The 19,940-nt window shown below is 30.3% G+C and carries 18 protein-coding genes; 3 read left to right on the forward strand and 15 right to left on the reverse strand.

All coding sequences use genetic code 11. From position 1 onward, the window contains the following. Positions 1–151: 151 nt before the first annotated feature. Positions 152–1,060 carry a cysteine synthase A gene (gene cysK / locus EAH69_RS04585; RefSeq protein WP_121934009.1) on the reverse strand — a complete coding sequence of 303 codons (909 nt, stop codon included), beginning with the start codon at positions 1,058–1,060 and terminating at the stop codon, positions 152–154. 15 nt (positions 1,061–1,075) lie between these two features. Next, entirely contained in the window at positions 1,076–1,852 is a 777-nt protein-coding gene (gene epsC / locus EAH69_RS04590) for a serine O-acetyltransferase EpsC (RefSeq protein WP_121934010.1), read from the reverse strand. Between the two features lie 300 nt (positions 1,853–2,152). Here epsC and EAH69_RS04595 point away from each other — a divergent pair, with 300 nt between their 5' ends. Beyond that, positions 2,153–2,578, forward strand: coding sequence for a DUF2147 domain-containing protein (locus EAH69_RS04595; protein ID WP_121934011.1), 426 nt, complete (start codon positions 2,153–2,155; stop codon positions 2,576–2,578). 143 nt (positions 2,579–2,721) lie between these two features. Beyond that, positions 2,722–4,557 carry an ABC transporter ATP-binding protein gene (locus EAH69_RS04600; protein ID WP_121934012.1) on the forward strand — a complete coding sequence of 612 codons (1,836 nt, stop codon included), beginning with the start codon at positions 2,722–2,724 and terminating at the stop codon, positions 4,555–4,557. A 55-nt stretch (positions 4,558–4,612) separates the two neighbouring features. Here EAH69_RS04600 and EAH69_RS04605 read toward each other — a convergent pair whose 3' ends face one another. From EAH69_RS04605 to EAH69_RS04665, 13 genes are all read right to left on the reverse strand, one after another. After that, positions 4,613–5,842: a 3-phosphoshikimate 1-carboxyvinyltransferase gene (locus EAH69_RS04605; RefSeq protein WP_121934013.1), complete on the reverse strand. Its 1,230-nt coding sequence runs from the start codon at positions 5,840–5,842 to the stop codon at positions 4,613–4,615. A gap of 1 nt (position 5,843) precedes the next feature. Next, complete coding sequence (locus EAH69_RS04610) at positions 5,844–6,170, reverse strand: nucleotide pyrophosphohydrolase (RefSeq protein WP_121934014.1); 327 nt, start codon at positions 6,168–6,170, stop codon at positions 5,844–5,846. 95 nt (positions 6,171–6,265) lie between these two features. Further along, the gene (locus EAH69_RS04615) at positions 6,266–8,290 is read right to left on the reverse strand and encodes a DUF3857 domain-containing protein (protein WP_121934015.1); all 2,025 of its coding nucleotides are present in this window, start codon (positions 8,288–8,290) and stop codon (positions 6,266–6,268) included. Positions 8,291–8,294: 4 nt separating this feature from the next. Beyond that, positions 8,295–10,187 carry a DUF3857 domain-containing protein gene (locus EAH69_RS04620; RefSeq protein ID WP_121934016.1) on the reverse strand — a complete coding sequence of 631 codons (1,893 nt, stop codon included), beginning with the start codon at positions 10,185–10,187 and terminating at the stop codon, positions 8,295–8,297. A 10-nt stretch (positions 10,188–10,197) separates the two neighbouring features. Beyond that, positions 10,198–10,650: a D-aminoacyl-tRNA deacylase gene (gene dtd / locus EAH69_RS04625; protein ID WP_121934017.1), complete on the reverse strand. Its 453-nt coding sequence runs from the start codon at positions 10,648–10,650 to the stop codon at positions 10,198–10,200. Between the two features lie 180 nt (positions 10,651–10,830). Beyond that, on the reverse strand, positions 10,831–11,103 hold the full coding sequence (locus EAH69_RS04630) for a hypothetical protein (protein ID WP_121934018.1): 273 nt from the start codon (positions 11,101–11,103) through the stop codon (positions 10,831–10,833). Positions 11,104–11,195: 92 nt separating this feature from the next. Beyond that, positions 11,196–11,864 (reverse strand): response regulator transcription factor, encoded by a 669-nt coding sequence (locus EAH69_RS04635; RefSeq protein ID WP_121934019.1) that lies wholly within the window; start codon positions 11,862–11,864, stop codon positions 11,196–11,198. After that, entirely contained in the window at positions 11,861–13,828 is a 1,968-nt protein-coding gene (locus EAH69_RS04640) for a tetratricopeptide repeat-containing sensor histidine kinase (protein WP_121934020.1), read from the reverse strand. Before EAH69_RS04640 ends, EAH69_RS04635 begins: the two co-directional genes overlap by 4 nt. 330 nt (positions 13,829–14,158) lie before the next feature. Then, on the reverse strand, positions 14,159–15,076 hold the full coding sequence (gene rsgA / locus EAH69_RS04645) for a ribosome small subunit-dependent GTPase A (protein WP_121934021.1): 918 nt from the start codon (positions 15,074–15,076) through the stop codon (positions 14,159–14,161). Positions 15,077–15,082: 6 nt separating this feature from the next. Then, a complete protein-coding gene (locus EAH69_RS04650) occupies positions 15,083–16,162 on the reverse strand; it encodes a bifunctional 3-deoxy-7-phosphoheptulonate synthase/chorismate mutase type II (protein WP_121934022.1) in 1,080 nt (359 codons plus the stop codon). Between the two features lie 36 nt (positions 16,163–16,198). Further along, entirely contained in the window at positions 16,199–17,050 is an 852-nt protein-coding gene (locus tag EAH69_RS04655) for a prephenate dehydrogenase (protein WP_121934023.1), read from the reverse strand. Then, positions 17,047–18,183 (reverse strand): pyridoxal phosphate-dependent aminotransferase, encoded by a 1,137-nt coding sequence (locus EAH69_RS04660; RefSeq protein ID WP_121934024.1) that lies wholly within the window; start codon positions 18,181–18,183, stop codon positions 17,047–17,049. Before EAH69_RS04660 ends, EAH69_RS04655 begins: the two co-directional genes overlap by 4 nt. Next, complete coding sequence (locus EAH69_RS04665; protein ID WP_121934025.1) at positions 18,180–19,001, reverse strand: prephenate dehydratase; 822 nt, start codon at positions 18,999–19,001, stop codon at positions 18,180–18,182. Before EAH69_RS04665 ends, EAH69_RS04660 begins: the two co-directional genes overlap by 4 nt. Positions 19,002–19,239: 238 nt before the next feature. Between EAH69_RS04665 and EAH69_RS04670 the strand changes: the two genes are divergently transcribed. Beyond that, complete coding sequence (locus EAH69_RS04670) at positions 19,240–19,935, forward strand: ABC transporter ATP-binding protein (protein ID WP_121934026.1); 696 nt, start codon at positions 19,240–19,242, stop codon at positions 19,933–19,935. Positions 19,936–19,940 lie beyond the last annotated feature (5 nt).

Genomic DNA, 19,940 nt, shown 5'->3' on the forward strand with positions numbered 1-19,940 from the left:
CACCCAAAATACATTGAACTACTTTTTCAAGCTTTAACTATTGTTTTAATTTTTGTAGTTTTATTTATACTATATAAAATTTATATTAAATATCTAAAATAAAAATATAATCAGCTAACGTAGCATTATTATTGTATTGACAACAAGAATTTTAAAACAATCCCTCAACTGATAAATAACGTTCTCCGGTATCGTAATTTACGGTTAAAACTTTTGCTTCAGTAGGAATTTTTTCTAACGATTTAGCAACTGCAGCTAATGATGCACCTGTTGAAATACCGACAAATAAACCTTCAATTTTAGCTACTTTCTTTGCATATTCAAAAGCTTCTTCTTTTGAAATTTGAATTGATTCGTCAACAATAGTTGTGTCTAAATTTGTTGGAATAAATCCAGCTCCAATTCCTTGAATCGCGTGTGGTCCAGGATTTCCGCCCGAAATAACTGGAGAATCTAAAGGTTCTACAGCTAATACTTTTGTATCAGCTTTTACTTCTTTTAATGCTTTCCCGATTCCTGTTAAATGTCCACCAGTCCCTACACCTGTAATTAAATAATCAACACCTTGAGGAAAATCGGCTAAAATTTCCTTAGCAGTTGTGTTATAATGAATTGTTGGATTAGAAGAATTCTCAAATTGTTGAGGAACCCAAGCACCTTCAATCGTTTCAGCTAATTCTTGTGCTTTTGTAATAGCACCTTTCATTCCTAATTCTTTTGGAGTTAAAACAAATTCAGCTCCATATGCTTCCATAATTTTACGACGCTCAATCGACATTGATTCTGGCATTGTAATAATCATTTTATAGCCTTTAACTGCAGCAACAAATGATAATCCGATTCCGGTATTTCCAGAAGTTGGTTCGATTACAGTTCCACCAGGTTTTAAAATTCCTGCTTTTTCAGCATCTTCTATCATCGCTAATGCAATACGATCTTTAATAGAACCTCCAGGATTTTGTTTTTCTAATTTGATATAAACTTCGTTATTTGGGAAAAGTTTACTTAATCTAACAATTGGTGTATTTCCGATTGCTTCTAAAATATTATTTAAAATCATTGTGTATATATTTGATTAGATGATGTAAAAATCATCTGTTTGGTTTTTATTTTTTTGTTTAATCGTTGGTTCAAACTCTTGGTATACGATGGAGTCAGACTCAATACTTTTCGTAATCCATACATTTCCTCCAATGACTGAATTTGCACCAATAACAGTAGTTCCACCTAAAATTGTTGCTCCAGCATATATTGTCACATTATCTTCAATCGTAGGATGACGCTTTTGATCTGCTAAATCTTTAGATACATAAAACGCACCAAGAGTTACTCCTTGATAAATTTTTACATTATCACCAATCGTTGTTGTTTCTCCAATTACAATTCCTGTACCGTGATCGATATAGAAATTTTTACCAATCGTTGCTCCTGGATGAATGTCTATCCCTGTTTGTTTATGCGCATATTCAGAAAAAAAACGTGGTAGAATAGGAGTATCTAAGTGAAATAATACATTTGCTAATCGATGAATTGCTATGGCAAAAAATCCAGGATAGGATACTATAATTTCGATTTCTGATTTGGAAGCAGGATCATTATTAAAGAAAATAAATATTAATTTTTCTAATTCAGTTTTGATTTCTTCTAAACGTTCAAAAAATTCTTTGGTTATATAATTAGCTTTTTCATCAGGTACGATACGAGTTAATATTTCATTTAAACAAGTTTTAACTTCTTCGTGAGTATATCTTTTTTTGGGTTGACTAAATAGTAGATCATAAACAATAGATTCTATTATTTTTTCTACTTCCTTTTTGTTAAAAGGTAAACTGTATCTGCTAAATGGACTCATTTTTATTTAAATCTATAAACTCTATAATATTTATAGATAAAATTAATAAATTTTAAATATTAAACTTAAATCAAGCGAAATTTATTTGAGTGACTAAAAATTTAAGTACAATTAGAACACTATTAAATTCTTGATAAAATAATATAAGTATATATTTATTTAAAACGGAAATATTTATTTAATTGATATTCAATTTAAATGGTTTTAAATGTTAAATTTTGTGTGATTATTTATTTTTTTTATTACTGGTGTTTTTTTTACACTTAAATGTTATATTTTAGTAGAACAAAATCACTATTTATGAAAATGTCATTTTTATTTACATTCTTAATGTTTTTAGGAACATACGCGTTTGGTCAATCTCCGATTGGAACTTGGAAAACAATAGATGATGAAACAGGAAAAGAGAAATCTTATGTTGAAATCTATGAAAAAGATGGAAAGTTATATGGTAAAGTTGCTAAAATCTTAACTAAGGGAAAAGAGGACTCAAAATGTGATAAATGTAGTGGAGCTTTAAAAGGAAAACCAATCAATGGAATGGTTATCTTAAATGGATTAAAAAAAGACGGAAATGAATGGACTGGTGGTAAAATCATCGATCCAAACAGTGGAAAAGAATATAAAGCATCTTTAAAATTAAACGGAAAAGATAAATTAGACGTAAGAGGGTATGTCGGAATTTCATTAGTCGGCAGAACTCAAACTTGGCATAAAGTCAAATAAAAAGGTTACTCAAGTAATCAAACCACAAAAACTCAAAACAAAACTCTTAATAATGACTATTTTCGATTTAGAAGATAGTCATTATTTTTTGCCTAAATTTGTATGTTCAAATAAATTGAACAACTAATAAATTATTCATTTCAATGAGTTTCAATAAAAGAGCTTTACAATACATCAAACCATATAAAACCTCGTTCGGTACAGCAATATTTTTTAATGTGCTTTATGCAATTTTTAATGTTGTAGCGCTTGCGTTTTTAATGCCGGTTTTGGGTATTTTATTTGGAGAAGAAAAAGATAAAATATTCACTAAACCAGAATTTTCTGGAAAAATTGCAGATTTAAAAGTTTATTTGTCTGAATATTCATCTTATTTAATGAGTGAAATTACTGCAACTGAAGGACCAATTTATGTTTTAGCATTTTCATGTATTTTATTCATTATTGCATTTTTCTTTAGAAATATTTTTAGTTTTTTATCAGAAACATGTTTAGTCGATTTACGTTCGGGTGTTACTCGTGATTTACGTATCGATTTACACAATAAGATTTTAGAATTACCAGTTTCCTACTTTACAGAAAAGCGCAAAGGAGATATGATTACTCGTATTTCTAATGATGTAAATGAAGTTGAATCGAATATTTTAAATTCAATTGTAGAGATTATTCGTGGACCAATTATGATTGTTGTGTTTGTAACCGTATTATTTGTTACAAGTATGGAATTAACGTTGTTCGCTATCTTGGTTTTTCCAATTATGGGAACAATAATTTCTTTAATTGGTAAGAGTTTAAAAAAATCTGCTGCAAATGCTCAGTCAGAGTTATCGAATATTATTACTTACGTTGATGAAACTTTATCAGCTTTAAAGATTATTAAGATTTTTAACGCAGATGAACAAGTAAGTGGACGATTCAATCAATCGATCAATCGTTATAGAAAATATCTTCAGAAAGTAATGAAAAAACGCGCTTTAGCATCGCCAACAAGTGAGTTTTTAGGAGCAATTACTATTGGTTTAATCGTTTTCTTTGGTGGGAAATTGTCTTTGGAAGGTAATGGATTATCAGGTTCTGAATTTATTTTTTACATCGCAACTTTCTACACGTTATTAGATCCGATTAAAAAGTTTTCTAAAGCGTTATCAGATATACAAAAAGGTGAAGTATCTGCACAACGTTTATTTGAAGTTTTAGATGCTGATGTTTCAATTAAGGATAACGAAAATGCAAAATCTATTGATGCTTTCGAAGATAAAATTGAGTTTAAAAATGTAACTTTTGGTTACGGAGATGAGTCAATAATTGAAAATTTCAACTTAACGATTAATAAAGGAGAAACGGTTGCATTAGTAGGACAATCTGGTTCAGGAAAATCAACATTAGCAAATTTATTGACGCGTTTTTGGGATGTAAAATCAGGTGAGATTTTAATTGATGGTGTTAATATTAAAGACATTCAATTAAAGAAATACCGCGATTTATTTGGTTTAGTTACGCAAGATTCAATTTTATTTAATGATACAATAGCAAAGAATATTGCCTTAGGTGATGCAAATCCAAATACAGAAGGAATTAAAAAAGCTGCTGAAATAGCCAATGCAGAAGAGTTTATTGTAAAGCAGCCTGAACAATATAACGAAGGTGTTGGAGAAGGAGGAAGCAAGCTATCTGGCGGGCAAAAACAACGTTTATCAATTGCACGTGCTGTGTATAAAAATCCGCCGATTATGGTGTTAGACGAGGCAACTTCGGCATTAGATACTAAATCTGAAAAGTTAGTTCAGAAAGCATTAAATAATATGATGCAAAACAGAACTTCTTTAGTTATTGCGCACCGTTTATCAACAATTCAGAATGCAGATAAAATTGTTGTGATGGAGTCTGGGAAAATTATTGAACAAGGAAATCACGAAGAATTAATTGCTCAAAAAGGAGCGTATGCAAGTTTAGTTAGCATGCAGAATTTTGGAGGATAATTCAGATTAAAATTTTAATAAAAAAGCATCGATTTTAAATCGATGCTTTTTTAATTTATATTGATTTAATTTCGAAACCAAGTTGTCTCCAATCTTCCCAAAAAGTAGGATACGATTTTTCAACTACCATTTCGTTTTCAATTTTAATCGGAAATTTTACAGCTAATGGTGCCATACACATCGCCATTCTGTGGTCGTTGTATGTGGCTAAAATTGGCGTTTCTTCAAAAATATTATATCCTTTAATCGTTAAAGAGTCATTCGTAATTACGACGATTGCCCCGAATTTTGTTAATTCGTTTTGTAAAGCTTGTAAACGATCTGTTTCTTTAATTTTTAAAGTTTCTAATCCTGTTAAATGGCATTTTAAACCTAATCCAACACAAGTTGCAGCGATTGTTTGCGCAATATCAGGAGTGTTGTTTAAATTTAAAGTGATCACGTCTGAATAATCGAAATCTGGATTATTTCTTAGCGTTAATTTACCATTATCGAAAGAGGATTCAACACCAAAATTATCTTTATAAATTGTTTGCAAAGCAGAATCACCTTGTAAAGAATCTTCAAAATAGGTTGAAATTGAAATTTCGCTATTTGGACTTAATGCAACTAAGGAATAATAGTAAGAAGCAGAACTCCAATCTGATTCAACTTGCAAAGTTTTTGATGAAATTGTAGGCGTATATTCAACTTTTATTTCTTGTCCAATCATTTCTGCTTTTACACCAATTCTGTTCAATAATTGAATCGACATTTGGATGTATGGAACCGAAATGATTTTTCCTTCTAAAGTTATCGTTAAACCATTTTCTAATTGTGTACCAATTAACATCAATGCTGTGATGTATTGGCTACTTACATTTGCAGGAATTGTAATTGTAGATGTTGTTATCTTTTTTCCGTTAATTTTTAACGGAGGGAAACCATCATTTTCAAGATAAGAAATATCAGCTCCTAATTGATTTAAAGCATCCACTAAAACACCAATCGGACGTTGTTTCATGCGATCAGAACCCGTTAAAGTAACTGAACGGCCCTCTTGAATTGAGTAATATGCCGTTAAAAAACGCATCGCAGTTCCGGCGTGATGAATGTCGATTAAATCGGTTGTGTTCGCCAATGCTTTTTGCATTAATTGAGAATCCTCTGAATTGGAAACATTCTCTAAAGTCAATGCGTTTTGAAATAATTGATTTAATAATAAAAGGCGATTACTCTCACTTTTAGAACCAGTGATTTGTAAGTTATCTTTTATAATTGCGTTTTCTTTCGAAACTAAAATCATCTTATTTTAATTTTTCGTTATTCTGATGACGATCGTGATCGCGTTGTGTTTTGATGTCTAATTTTTTGTAGAATGCAGATTCTAAATCAACACCAGTTTGGTTCGCTAAACAAAGTGCAACGAAGATAACGTCCGCTAATTCTTCACCTAAATCTTTGTTTTTATCTGATTCTTTTTCTGATTGTTCACCGTAACGACGAGCGATTATACGCGCAACTTCTCCAACTTCTTCTGTTAACTGAGCCATGTTTGTTAATTCGTTAAAATAACGAACACCGTGGTTATTGATCCAATTATCTACGTCTTGTTGTGCTTGTTTTAAACTCATTTCGTCTGATTTTATATATTATGAATAGTAAATGTACAAAATAAAAAAGCCAATGGTAGATTCCATTGGCTAATATTAATAATTTATAGAGTAAGTTATATTTTAACTAAAACAATTTGCTGTGTCTCTGCTTCAACAACTTTATTCATGAATTCTTTGAATGGTTTGTAGTAGTCTGAAGGTAAGACACTGTATGGTAAAACACGAGCAGAAGTAATTTGGATAAATCCATCTTTTTCCTCGTATTTATAAGCAAAACCTGCAGCATCGTTTACAATCTTTTCTTGGTATTCTTTCGGTAAACTTTCTACTTTATAACCTTCTGGAATTTTGATTTTGATGATTTTAGAAATCGTCATTGGTGTTCCAAATTCGATGTTATAATTTCTAGTTTCGTAGTTTAGATTATGATTATCTAAAGCTGTGAATAATAATGGATTTAAAAGGATTTTATTACCTGCAACATCAGTTTGTAAATCAGCAAATTTAAACGAGTGACGAATCATATTTTCGTTATTATCAACTGATCTGAAATTTTCGATATCAAACGTGTAATTTTCAATAAATTCTTTTTCGAATGCTTTTGGATCGTGTTGAATTTCACTTTTATCGTTGATGTAGAAATAATTGTCGTGATAATTATTAAATGTTCCGTTAATTTTTCCGTCAGCAGTTAAAGTCGCAACAATTTGAGTTTTGTCTGTTGACATAATTGTGTTAACAAGATTTACTTCTCTAGTCTCATTTTTCGAAATTAAAATTCCTCTGTGATTTAATGTTCTTAATGGTAATAAATTTACTTTAGAATTAGGTTCTGTAGCATCCATTAATATGTCGTTTCCGCTGATGTTAACAGAAGCAATAACGTAATTTAGTTTTGCCATAGAAGGGAAAACGTAGTTTAGCATCCCATTCTGAACAGTACTTAAAACTACAGGACTTGATTTAAGGCCAGCTTTCTCTAACATAGAAACTAACATCAAGTTGATATCTGCTACATTTCCTGTTTTGTCATTGAAAGTTTTACGAATTCCTAATTCTGTAGATTTACCACTGTAATTATTCCATTTGTAATTTGTTTTTACAAAGTCAAAAATAGCAATAGTTTTTTCTAAATCATTTGTTTTGCCAGTTATTAATTCTTTTACTTTATCATCTAAAAATGAATTTCCGTTTAACTGACGACCAAAACTTTCGCTATCCATTAAATCTTTTCCAATTTTTTCCCACGTAGTAGAGAAATATTGTGGAGTTCCGTTTTTTGGTGTGTATGCAGCTAACTCGAATCGTACAGAAGATAAAATATTACGTGGATTTAATACGTAAGCTTCTTTTTCGTATCCAGGTAAGTTTTCGGTAGAATACGATTTTATATTCATTATGTATTCTGCCGTGTGTTGTTGTACTTTTGTAGGTGCGTATGAACCTTGCATAAACTCACCACTTTTTTGCCCTCCAGTAGTGTAATTTAAAGATTGTCTTCTGTTTGATGTTGTTGGTTTTAAAATATATTGACCTCTAAAATCATCATTATAATTTAATACTTCATTGGTTTCTAACGTTAATTGGCTTTTTACAACAGGAACACTTTCTTGAAAATACCATGTATCTGTATTGTAGTAAAATGGTGATCTGATTTCGTATGTATATTCGATGATTGAGCCATTTTGTACATTAGGAAATGTTAGGGTTTGTACATCAAGGTAATTGTGTACATTTTTTGTGAAAATATCCTTTTTTTCTACTTTAAATTCTTTCATTCCATTTCCTTCCGGAGTAAAAGTTGAAGCTTTTAAAGATTGAATTTTTTCAATATCAGATTTAGAATTTCCTTTTCCTAAAGGAATTTCTAAAGTTAGTAAATGGTCAGGAGTTTTGTCTTTATCATAAATTTTGATTCGATAGGTAATTGTTGATGTTTTTATTAAATCACCAGTACTTTGATCCCAATCAATTTTATGTTTCGCACTTGAAAATAAAACTTCTGCAGCTGCAGTAGGTGTAATTGTACTTTTTGTTTTTGCTATTTCCTCGTTCGTAAATTTACCAAATTTTATTTCCTGAGCTTGAGAAGAAACAACTGTAATGGCTGCAATTCCTATAGTAAAGTATTGTTTCATGTATTTAGAATTCTAATAGAGTTTTAATGTTGTCGTTTGCAGAAACTTGTCTTCTAAATTCAACATAATCGTTGAATTTTTCTTTATCGTAGCTTCCTTTAATTTGTTGATACGTGCGTTTTAAGATGTATTTGTTGTTAGCTGTTTTTTCAACGGTTAAATCATATGAACCAAATTCAGACTTAATTGAAATAGGAGCTAAATGAATTGTTCCTTTCACATTTGCAGGTACTGTAATTTCAAATTCCATAACATCGGTATATCCTCTTGAAATTTGGAAATCGTAGGTTCTGTTTTTTGCTTTTTTGATAGTCGTAGTTTCGTTATTAGCCGGAATTAGATTAAAGATTAAATTATTTCCTTGCTTTTTTGCGAAATTAGAAGATGAGACATTTAAAAATGTTTCGAAATTTGCATTTTCCCAGTCATTTTCAAATTTAATATTCTCAATATTTGGTTGAGCTAAAACAGGGAATTTACGTTTAAAATAATCTACTTGATCTTTGTGTAACAAGGTTTTTACATGCGAATTATCATCGTAAAATAATCCTTGAGAAGTTTCGTGTAAATTAATTTTTGCGTTTCCTTCTATTGTTATTTCAATTTTTCCTTTTGTTGTTAAAATATTATTGTTGTGATCAAAAGTTTGAGAAGGAATAATTTTCCCACCATTATCATCAAAAATATAAACTTTTCTATTTCCACTAAATTGACCTAAATGATTAAAAGGACTCGTTTGGCTCGTAGCTTCAACCCAAATATCTTCATCAGCTAAAGGAACATAAACTATCATATGATTACCTTGTTGATACATCATCTTTTCATCAATATCAACAGAAGCATTATCAGCATATAAAACCGTGTGATAACCTTTGATTCCTACTGCATCTAACATTCCAATCATATAATTAGAAAGTGCTTTACAATCGCCATAACTTTTAGATTCTACATACGAATTTGGGAAAGGAGAAAGTCCTCCAATACCTAATTGTACGCCAATGTAACGGACTTTTTTCTGCATGTATTGGTAAAGAATTGCAACTTTTTCTTTCTCTGTTTTCGCGTCTTTTACCAAGTTTTGGAAATGTGTTTTTTGAGTAGGAGTAAAATCTAATTTTCCATTGATAAGGTTTTTGTACGACCATCTTCCGTAATCGTTCCAATTATCAAAACTTCCTTGTGTACCATCGATATTTATCTGATTACTTGCGAAAACAACATTTGGTGCAATTTTTCGCCAATTAATCATAATATCTTCAGATTGTATAGGCTTTAGATTTTTTAGTTCGTAAGTATAACTTTTGTCCGTATTGTTTTTAGAAATTTCAAATCCGTCTAAGTTATTTTCTAAATGACGAATTGTTGCAGAACTGTTATTTGTAAAAGTATATAAAGATGATTCGATTGCTAAATTGTTGTTAGAAATAGGCGACCATCTCGGGAAAAATAAGGTGTTTTTATTTGTTGTAGTTACCTTGTATCTGATTGTATAAGGGTAAAAAGTAGGAGTAAATTCTAAATATTTAACTCGGTTATCTGTGTATAATTGTCCACCAGAAACTGCACTTGCATCAGATAAATCTTTTGATTTAAATTTCTTTATTGATTTTCCATTACCATCAAAAATTTCAGCTTCGAAAAGATCAATCTTTGTATTTGGATCATAAAATTGATAAGCATCAACATAACTATCTCCAGATTTGTCTAAGACTGAAATAATAACTTCGTTGGTGTGTTTATATTCGTTGATAGAATTAAGTTGTATATCAGTTTTATCCGAGCGAATTACAGCATATGCATCTTTTTTTAATTCGGGTGATATTTGATCAATTGGAAAAAATTGAGCAAATAAACTAAATGGCAGTAAAAGTAGAGTAGAGGGTAGAAATTTATTCATAGTTATTAACTTATTCTTTGTTCTTAGAGTCTATGTATATAGTGACAGGGCCGTCGTTTAGTAGTTCGACCTTCATGTCAGCTCCAAAAATACCTGTTTGAATTTCGGAATCTATATGTGTTTTTAAAACGTTTATAAAGTTGTTATATTGTGTTTTAGCTTCGTCTGGTTTTGAGGCTTTTATGTAAGACGGACGATTACCTTTTTTGGTAGAAGCGTGTAGTGTAAATTGAGAAACAACTAAAATATCTCCGTTGACTTGTTTGATATCTAAATTCATCACACCACTTTCGTCGCCAAAAATGCGTAATTGAACAATTTTTTTAGAAATCCATTCAAAATCTTCTTGATTGTCTTCAGGTTCAAAACCAGCCAATACGAGAAGTCCATTATTAATTTTTCCAGTAATTTCGTTATCAACCTTTACTGAAGCGTATTGTACGCGCTGTATTATAATTCTCATTTATCTATTTTCGATTCATAAAATTAGACATATTAGAAACATATAAAAATAAAAAAGCCTGTTAAGTGTTAGGACAGAACAGACTTGATTATTTAGCTAGGTTGGTTATTAGAATAAGCAGGTTTTAAGGTTGTTAGGTTATATTGCTTATTGTTAGATTAGTTTTAAGTTAAATTGCAGTTAGTTAATTGAGCCGAAATACAAACTGTCATTTAAAACAATAGCGTAGTCAACGGCTTTTATTTTAGAAATTTTAGAAGCAACTTCTAAATCTTCTTTAATTATTGCTATTTTATCATTAATAATTAAATCTTGATTGAAACCAATTTTCCAATTTCTTTCAGAATTTATATTCACCCAATGTTCACTCATTAAATAATCTAAAAAGATTTCCTTCTCTTTTTTATATTCTTCATTAAAGTCAAAAGTGACTTCAACGTATAAGTGTTCCATGTTGTGTTATTATTTGCTGCAAATTTAGAGGGAACATTATTTAGATTTTTACGGAATTCCGTAAAATGAAGAAAAAAAAAGAAAAATTATTATTAAATAAGGAACATATCTTTCGCAATAGCAACTAAATGAATACTGTTATTTGCTTTAAGACAGGTTTTTAACTCTCCGATTCTTTTTTCGATTGCGCTAACTGAAGAAGGTTTAATTTCTTTTGATTTTAATGAATGTGAAATGTCTTGTTGTGTTAAACCTTTAGATAATAAATCTAAAATGGTAATATCGTACTCACCGATTGTAATTGTAGAATCGTTTTTTATTTTATGTAAAACTTCTGTTGTGAAATAGTTTTCTCCGCTATTAATTTTTTCAATGCTTGTGCATAATTCTGATAAACTGTTTAAACCTTTTAAAACAATAGAATTTACAGCTACTTCTTCTTTTAATCGTTTTAGTAAAGCTGGTTTATCTTCAATTGTATAGATAATGGTCTTTAAGTTAGGTTGTTTTTTTTTTGCAGCAATAGCTAATTCTTCTCCATTTTTTAATTCGGGAATTAATAATCCATCAGTTTTGAAGGATAAATCTGAAATTAATAAATCGAAAGGTTGGTTTTCTAGTGCGGCTTTTTTGATTTTTAGAAGAGCTTTATCGCAAGAGTTAGCATGATCAATACTGAAGTTAAAAGTTTCTTTTAGAATAGAAATTATACCAGTGTTAATGCTATCAATATCTTCTGCGATTAATATTCTTTTAATCATATTAATTTGGTTTTCTTAGTTGTTGGAATTTTAATAAAAGCTTTGAATCCTCTAGAAGAGTCAAAATTAATATTTCCATTTAACCTAAAAATACGGTTTTCCACATTCTTTAAACCATTCTTGTTTATTTTGGTTTCATCTAAAGATATACTTCCATTATCAACATACTTAATATCAAGTATATTGTTTGATTCTTCACTAAAACTAATTACAACAATCGAGCAATCACTATGCTTTTTCATATTAGTCATAAGTTCCATTAAGACACGATAAATTAATATTTTTACTTGATTTTCAATCTCATCCCAGTTGATACTATCAATACCTTTTGATAAAACATTAACTTGATCAGATTTAAATGATCCAAGCATTATATCTAATTCTTTTTTAAAGTTTTTAGTATCAATAATATTGTTTTCTCTTGAAATATTTCGCGTTTGCGAATAAATATGATCTAAGTTGTGAATCAATTTATTTTTTAATTCTTGATCTTCAAAAGTGATAGAATCTACTAATGTAATCGTCGAAAATAAATCATTAGCTAATTCATCATGAAGTTTCTGAGAGAACTTTACTTCAGTTTCATAAATAGTTTCTAAAGTTTCCTGTTTTCTTTTTTGTCTGATGTAATATGTATAACTAAAAAAGCTAATTGTCGCAATTACTAAAATTGAGACAGTTATAATTATTGAAATTTTAGCTCGCTGTAAATCAATTTCTTTATTTGCATTTTCTAAAGAAAGTGATTGTACTTTATTTCTATTTGCATCAACATCATATTCAAGCTTAGCAAATTGATAGATTGAGTTGCTATTTAGGTGTTGTAAACTGTCTGAAAGGGTAATGTAACTTTCAATATCTTTTCTATTCGGTTTTAATACAATAACTCTTTTTAAGGCATTTACCTTGCCTTCAGTATTATTAGATTTATCAGTAATTTCAATTTTTTTGTACGCATAATCTAATGCTTTATTAGGATTTATTATTTTATAATACTCAAATAAATGATCATAAACTGTACTTAAACCAAAACTATCTTCAGTTTCTATAAATATTTTAATAGCTTCGTTATAATCCTGAATTACATTAGCATCGCTATTTTTTAACCATTTTGCATAGCTTAAATTATCTAAAATTCTAGCTTTTACATTCGGATATTGCTTTAATATTTTATCATCTTGTATTCCAGATAAAATATTTATTGCATTATCATAATCTTTCAATAATGTATATGCAACACCTTTATTGTGTTTGATAGATACAATGTAATACGGATCTTCCGTTAATTCTAATGCTTTATCGTACCAATATAATTCTTCGTTGTAGTTTAATAAACTACCACTAGAAACTGCAAGATTATTATAAATAGGAGTTAAAAAAGGATGATTCGGGTTATCTTTTACGTTAGAAAGAGCTTCTAAAGATAATTTTTCACTTTCAAAATAAGAAGCAACATCATTAAGGATCATAGCAAGATTAATACTATTCTTAGCAATGCCGTCTTTGTCCTTTAATTTAATGAATTCGTCTTTTGATTTATTAAAGTAATAATATGCGCTATCAGTATTGTAATTTTCGTAATAGAAGTTACCAAATAAGAAATATGAATTTGCGATGTATTGATTATTTTTTAAATCTTTTGATCTTTTTAAAATTTCACGATTAAGATTTAATGCACTTTCGTCCATACCAAACTCAGTAAAAAGATACATTTTAGATTCGAGAGCTTTAAACTCTAAAGAATCATTATTACTTTCTTTTGCAAGTAAAATAGCTTTTTCAATTCGTTGTATTCTCGATTTTTCAGGAAGATTATTATCACCAGCTTCTTCAATTAAAGTTGAGATAGATGAAGAATTCGGAATTAAGTTTTTCGATTTTTCATCATTCTTTTTATTACAATTAAATAAAAAAAGAAAAGTAAATGATACAATTAAATATTTTAAAATGACAGGTAGTTTCATTATCGAAAAATTAACAAAAAACTTTGAATTAGCAAAAGATTATTTTCATGACCATAAATAGTTTTTCCACATTTTTTGGCTCCTGAAAGTGTTACTTTTATGATGGGATGTTTACAAGCTTTTAAACCTTTAAAATCTGGAGAGAAGTGATATTTTTTTCCATATTCGCTATTATATAAATAAACTTCAGTTGATTTTATCGTGGAAAAATTTATAGTATTAAAATAAAATTGGAAAAAGTGTGATGTGAATCGCTCTCAAAATCAAATTATTAATTTTAGCGCAAATATAAAAAGCATAATCACTTGATTATGCTTTTTTGTTAAATATTTATTGATTATAAATTTCTTCTTCAAGGAAAGTTACATAGTTATCGTAACGAGAAGGAGCAATTTCCATAGCGTCAACAGCATCTCGAACGGCACATTTTGGTTCGTTTACGTGAATACAGTTATCAAATTTACATTCGCTTCTCAATTCGAATATTTCAGGGAAATAATTCTGAAGTTCAGATTTATCTAAATGTACTAATCCAAATTCTTTAATTCCGGGTGTATCGATAATAAATCCACCAAAAGGCCATTCAAACATTTGTGCAAATGTTGTGGTGTGTTGCCCTTTACTATTAAAATCAGAAACTTGATGCGTTTTTAGATTTAAATCTGGATGTAGTGCATTGATTAAAGTAGATTTTCCAACACCAGAATGTCCAGAAACTAAACTTGTTTTGTCTTTTAATCTTTCTTTAACTAAATCTAAGTTTAAACCAGTTTCAGCAGAAATATCTAAACTTTCATAACCGATAGAATTGTAGATGTGCTTGTATAAAGCTAAATCATCTAATTCATCTTCCGTATAGGCATCAATCTTGTTGAATAATATGACAACAGGAATGTGATAAGCTTCGGCAGTGATTAAAAATCGATCGATAAAACCGAACGATGTTTTAGGATTTGCCATTGTTACCACTAAGAAAGCAACATCAATATTAGATGCAATAATGTGTGTTTTCTTAGATAAATTAACAGATTTACGAATGATGTAATTCTTACGTTCGTGAATTTTAGTAATAACTGCGACATCGTCTTTGTCAATTTCAAAATCAACTTCATCACCAACCGCAATAGGATTAGTGTGTTTGATATTCGCAATTCTGAATTTTCCTCGAATTCTGGCTTGGTAAGTTGTGCCATCTTCAACGCGAAGATGATACCAACTACCTGTAGATTTTGTTACAATTCCCTTCAAACTGAATTATATTTTTTCTTCTTTCTTAATCATTATGTTATTTTGTTGCGCAACTGATTCTTGATGAAGAGCTTGTAATAATTTATCAATAAAATCTTCTGATAAACCTAAAGAAGCTCCTGCTTTTACAGCATTTTCTTGAATTTGTTTCCATCTTTCTGGTTGGAAAACCGCAACATTATGCTCTTTCTTTAAATTACCAATTGCATTAGCAACTTTCATACGTTGTGCAATTGTATCTAAGATAGAGCTATCTAATTCATCAATTTGATGACGTAAATTATCGATTCCTGTTTTGTAAATCGCATCAGGATCGTCAGACTGACGTAATTCTAAATCAACTAAAATTTCTTTTAAACGAGCTGGTGTAATTTGCTGTGCAGCATCAGACCAAGCTTCGTCTGGATTACAGTGTGTCTCAATCATTAAACCATCGTACTCGAAGTTGAATGCTTGTTGAGATACATCAAATAAACCTTCTCTGTTTCCACAAATATGTGATGGATCACAAATCATAGGAATGTTTGGTAATTTATTTTTAAAATCTAAAGCAATTTGCCATTGTGGATTATTACGGTATTTCGTCTTTTTGTAAGTCGAAAATCCACGGTGAATTGCACCTAAATTTTTAATTCCTTGTCCAGATAAACGCTCTAGAGCTCCAATCCATAAATCTAAATCTGGATTAACAGGATTTTTCACTAAAACAATTTTATCTGTATCGCGTAAAGCTTCAGCAATTTCTTGTACTGTAAATGGATTTACAGTAGAACGAGCTCCGATCCATAAAACATCAACATCATATTCTAAAGCTAATTTTGCATGGTTTGCGTTTGCAATTTCAGTTGCAATCATCATTCCGTACTCGTCTTTTACTTTTTTCAACCAGTTTAAACCGATTGCACCAACACCTTCAAAACAGTTTGGTTTAGTACGTGGTTTCCAGATTCCCGCGCGAAAGACTTTGACATAGTCTTTGTCAATTTCTTCTGCAATTGTCATCATTTGCTTTTCGCTTTCAGCACTACATGGTCCACCGATGATTAGTGGTTTCTCGAATTGGTTAATCCAGTTATTATTTTCCATAATTGTTACAAATTTAAGGTATATAGATTTAGGTATTTATTTTTTATTTAATATTCTTCTTATATCGTTCGTATTCGAAAGGTATTGGTGAATGTTTTCAGGATTAGCTTCCTCAATCATTCGACGCATATTTTTTATTTGTTCTTCGTAAGCATCAATTGCATTTAACAAATTTTCTCGGTTTTGAATAAAAATCGGTGTCCACATATCTGGTGAACTTTTTGCTAAACGAACAGTCGATTCGAATCCCGATCCTGCCATATCAAAAATTGCTTTTTCATTTTTCTCAATATTTAAAACGGTTTGTCCTAAAGCGAACGAGGTAATATGTGATAGATGGGAAACATATGCAATATGCTCGTCGTGTGCTTCGGCTGTCATCATACTTACGTTAGTCCAAAGATTTTGATAAATCTTTTTTACTTTTTTTACTGCACTTGGAGCGCTTTCTTCAGGATCGCAAATAATCGAAACTTTATTCAGAAATAATTCTGCGAAAGCTGCTTTTGGACCTGAATTTTCTGTTCCTGCAATTGGATGTGTTGCGACAAAGTTTTTTCGGTTGGGATGATTTTTTACTCGTTCACAAATTCCTGCTTTTGTAGATCCCATATCCATCACAATGGTTTCTGTCGGAATATAATCTAAGATTTCTGGTAGAACTTTCTGAGCTGCATTAATCGGGATGGCTAAAACAACTAAATCACTTCGTAAAACTGCTTCTTTTAAATTATCAATTTCATCAACAATTCCTAATTCTAAAGCTTCAATTTGATGATTTGTATTCGTATCAACTCCAATTAATTTTTCAGCAAGTCCTGTTTTTTTTAAGGCTAAAGCAAACGAGCCTCCAATTAATCCTAAACCAACAATAGTTACATTTTTCATAATCTTTCAAGAACTTCGTTTAATTTTTCGATCGGTGCACAAAGTGAAAATCGGATGTAGCCTTTGCCGTTGCTACCAAAAATACTTCCAGGTGTGATGAAAACTTTTTTCTCGTAAAGAATTTCATCAATAAATGTTTTGTCATCAATTCCTTCAGGAAGTTTTGCCCAAATAAACATTCCAACAGCTTTTGGATCGTAAGTAACGTTTAATTTTTCACAGATTTGATAGATGATTTCTCGTCTTTCTGAATAAACTTTCGTTAGATTATTATACCAATCTTCTGAAACTTCTAACGCTTTGGTCGCAGCTTTCTGAATCGCGAAATTCATTCCAGAATCCATATTCGATTTGACTTTTAATATCGAATTAATTAAACTTTCATCAGCTAAAACCATTCCGATGCGCCATCCAGCAATATTAAATGTCTTACTCAAAGAGTTTAATTCGATTGCGATATCTTTTGCTCCATCAATTGATAAAATACTTGTTGGATTTTCGTTTAAGATAAAACTATACGGATTATCATTTACGATTAATATGTTATGACGCTTTGCAAAATCAACTAATTGTTCAAGAACTTCTCGCGGAGCCTTTGCTCCAGTTGGCATGTGTGGGTAATTAATCCACATGATTTTTGGTTTTTGTTCGGCTAATTTTTCTAATTGTTCAAAATCAGGAAGCCAATCATTTTCACTTTTTAAATCATAAAATAAAGGTTCGGCTTGTACTAATTCAGTTACCGAAGTATACGTTGGATACCCTGGATTTGGAATTAAAACTTTATCACCTTCATTTAAAAATGCCATCGAGATATGCATAATTCCTTCTTTAGAACCCATCAAAGGAAGAATTTCTGTGGAAGGATTTAACTTAACTCCAAACTGATTTTGGTAAAACTGAGCCATTGCATTTCTCATTTCAGGTAAGCCACGATAACTTTGATAGCCATTTACGCCAGCTTGAGATTCTTTGATTAAAGTTTCAATCACTTCTTGTGCTGGTTGTAAATCTGGACTTCCAATTCCTAAGGAAATAATAGGAATCTCCGTTTGCATGTTCGCTATTTCTTGTAATTTTTTTGAGAAATAGTATTCTTGAACACTTTGTAATCGTTTGGCTTCTGTTATCATTCTTTTCCTTTTTTGTATTCGCCTAATATTTCTAAGTCGGTTAATTTTTTTGCTATTTTGCCTAATAACGTATAATATTGTTGCTTGTCTTCAAATGTGATATCGATGTGGAATGAATATTCCCAAGGTTTATCAATAATCGGAACAGATTGGATTTTATCCATGTTAATTCCGCATTCAGCGATATGATTTAATACTTCTACCAAAGCTCCTGCTTTGTGATTCACTGAAAAACGCATCGAAACTTTATTGAAATCTTCATAATCGATATGTTCTCGTTCCAAAACAAAGAATCGTGTAAAGTTGTCTTGAAAAGTTTGAATGCTTGATGCTAAAATATCTAAACCATAAACTTCGGCTGCTTTTCTTGATGCGATAGCCGCAACATAATCTAAATTTTGATCAACGATATCTTTCGCTGTTAAAGCGGTGTCTACATCATTTACAACTTTCCAATCCGGATGTTTTTCTAAGAACTTATCACATTGCAACAATGCCATTTGGTGCGAACGAACTTCTTTTACATCTTCAATAGTTCGTCCTTTCTGAACCATTAATTGATGTTGAATCGATAAATAGATTTCGCCAACTACTTTTAATCCATATTTCGTAATTAAAGCATAGTTTGGTAAAATTGCTCCAGCAATCGTGTTTTCAATCGCCATGATGGCTTTATCAACTTTTCCTTTGTTCAAGGCTTTTGCTAATTGTTTGAAAGTATCGCATTCTAACAATTCGATATCATCTCCTAAATAATTTGCGGCAGCTTCGTGATGATACGAACCTTTTACACCTTGAATTGCAACTTTTGTTTTCATTTTGTTTTAGGCAAAAAAAAAGCCCCTACGTTTCCGCGGGACCTTTTTATCTTATTAATATATATAATCAATTATGACAACGCAGTCCCTGCTCTTCTGAAAACCATCCAAAAAAGTAAAAGAAAAACGCGTTAAAATAATTGAACATTGTCATTTCTGTAAAAATCTGAAACAAAGCTATAAATAATTTTTTAATCCTAATTACGTTTTTATAATTTTATCAAAAATTTTTCATTGGATGGGAATTGTTATTAAAGATTTAACAAAAAAGTACGGTAATCAATTGGCACTGAATAAGGTGTCTTTTTCGATAGAACAAGGTGAAGTAGTTGGTTTATTAGGACCGAATGGTGCTGGTAAGTCGACATTAATGAAGAGTATTACCAATGCTATTATTCCAGATAATGGGGAAATTTTAGTAAATAATTCTTCGGTTAATACAAATCCAATCGAAACTAAAAGTCAAATAGGTTTTTTACAGGAAAATAATCCGTTGTATATGGATATGTATGTGAAAGAATATTTGGAATTTGTAATGAATATTCGTGGAGAAAAAAAGCAACGAGTTGCAGAAGTTATTGCAGAAGTTGGCTTAACTCCGGAACAACATAAGAAGATAAATCAGTTATCAAAAGGGTATAAACAACGTGTAGGTTTAGCGCAAGCAATTTTATCAAAACCAGAAATTTTGATTTTAGATGAACCAACAAACGGATTAGATCCAAATCAAATTATTGAAATTAGAGAGTTGATTAGAGAAATAGGAAAAAATACAACTATCATATTATCGACACATATTATGCAAGAAGTAGAAGCGTTATGTTCTCGTGTAATTTTATTAAATAAAGGCGAGATTGTTGCCGATCAACCGATTGAAGAATTTAAAGGTCAATATCAAAACTTGGAAGATGCGTTTCAGGCACTTACGAAATAAAAAGA

It is taken from the genome of Faecalibacter macacae (assembly GCF_003687725.1).
GTDB classification, from domain to species: Bacteria; Bacteroidota; Bacteroidia; order Flavobacteriales; family Weeksellaceae; genus Empedobacter; species Empedobacter macacae.